Here is a 1,469-nt window from a genome sequence, read left to right on the forward strand (position 1 = left end):
CCTTGTCGGCCCAGACGTCGGCGCTGCCCGGGGTGTCGCCCTGGGTCCACCACTTCGCCGACCAGTTGTGACCGTTGCGGGAGGCGGTCTGGCCCTTGGTGTAGACCGCCGACGAGCTCCACGGGCCGGCGCAGCTCTCGGCCGTCGCCGAGGAGGCGGGCAGGACGACCGCGATCACGCCCGCGGCTGCCAGGGACGCGACCGACGCCAGAATGCGCAGTCCTAACACTTGATCACTCCTTCGTACGGCGTGTGGCCGTACCTGGTGGGGGGTCTCCGGTCCGCGACCGGGCCTGGCCGTACCTGGTGGGGGGTCTCCGGTCCGCGACCGGGCCGTGCCGGCCTGGCGCCGCGAGCGAACCGTGCACTTTAGGAAAGTTTCCTAAGAGAACTCGCCAGAGCATAGTCCTGACACCCCGCGCTCACAACCGATGACCAGGAATGTGTCCGCGACCTCGGCGTGGGCACGTTCCCCCGGCCCGCCACACTCCCCGCCCCGCCCTTCCTCAGCGGCGCGGGGGCTCTCCCGACGGACGCGACCTCTTCGGGGCCAGGACCCGGTAACTGTCGGTGATCAGCTCGGCGACCTCCGTCCAGTCGGTCTCCTCGCCGAGAACCATGCCGACTTCGTCGGCCCGCCACGGGGGCCCGAAGAACGGATGGCCCATGCCGCGCAGCATCAGCAGGTCCGCGCCGGAGGATCGGAAGGTCAGCACCCAGTCCGGCCCGTCGGTGCCGGCCGCGCGCGCGTACGCGGGCGGCCATCCCGACTCGATCAGCAGGACGTGAGCGAACGTCCGGCCCCGCACCCGCCACCGCGTCCCGGCCCACGCCTGCTCCTCGTAGGCCCCAGGCAGTCCGAGGCACACCGGGCGCAGCCCGGCGATGATCCCGTCGGGGATGTTCTCCTCGGTCACGGGAGGCACTTGTCAGTCATCCGCCAACCCCCAGGACGGCACGTTCCGGTCTCCGTCGGCAAAGCAGCCTACGCCGGTGGCGCCACGGCCTGCCACGCTACGGCGACCGAGTTCAGCCCTCCGGGGGGACCATCAGTACTCCAAGTGGGTGGCGGCGAACATGCGCAGGGTGGCGGGCAGCACGACGACGCTCGGTCCAGGCGTCCTGAGCGCCCGCGCGAGGTCGCCTTCCAGGTCCTCCGGGGTGGTGCGGACGGCCGGTACGCCGAACGCCTGCGCGAGGGCGACGAAGTCGGGCCTGACCAGTTCGGTGCCCGTGGCCGTGCCGAACGCGCCGGTCATGTACTCGCGCAGGATGCCGTAGCCGCCGTCGTCCACGATCAGCCAGGTCACGCCGAGGTCGTGCTGGCGGAGCGTGGCCAGCTCGGCCAGCCCGTACATCGCTCCCCCGTCACCGGAGACCGCGAGGACAGGCCCGCCGGTCGCCGCCGCCGCGCCGAGCGCCGCGGGCAGTCCGTAGCCGAGCCCGCCCGCGCCCTGCGCCGACTCCAT

At 72.3% G+C, this 1,469-nt stretch carries 3 protein-coding genes; all 3 read right to left on the bottom strand.

What is annotated here, in order from left to right:
- Positions 1–229: carbohydrate-binding protein (locus tag DQW85_RS05655; RefSeq protein ID WP_338043355.1), on the bottom strand; the 229-nt coding region annotated here is incomplete at its 3' end.
- 277 nt (positions 230–506) lie between these two features.
- Positions 507–926, bottom strand: a complete 420-nt coding sequence (locus DQW85_RS05660) for an MmcQ/YjbR family DNA-binding protein (RefSeq protein WP_205314904.1) — start codon at positions 924–926, stop codon at positions 507–509.
- Positions 927–1,049: 123 nt separating this feature from the next.
- On the bottom strand, positions 1,050–1,469 hold a 420-nt coding region (locus DQW85_RS05665; RefSeq protein ID WP_240196947.1), incomplete at its 5' end, for a thiamine pyrophosphate-dependent enzyme.

The sequence above is a fragment of the Nonomuraea lactucae genome, from assembly GCF_003313395.1.
GTDB classification, from domain to species: Bacteria; Actinomycetota; Actinomycetes; order Streptosporangiales; family Streptosporangiaceae; genus Nonomuraea; species Nonomuraea lactucae.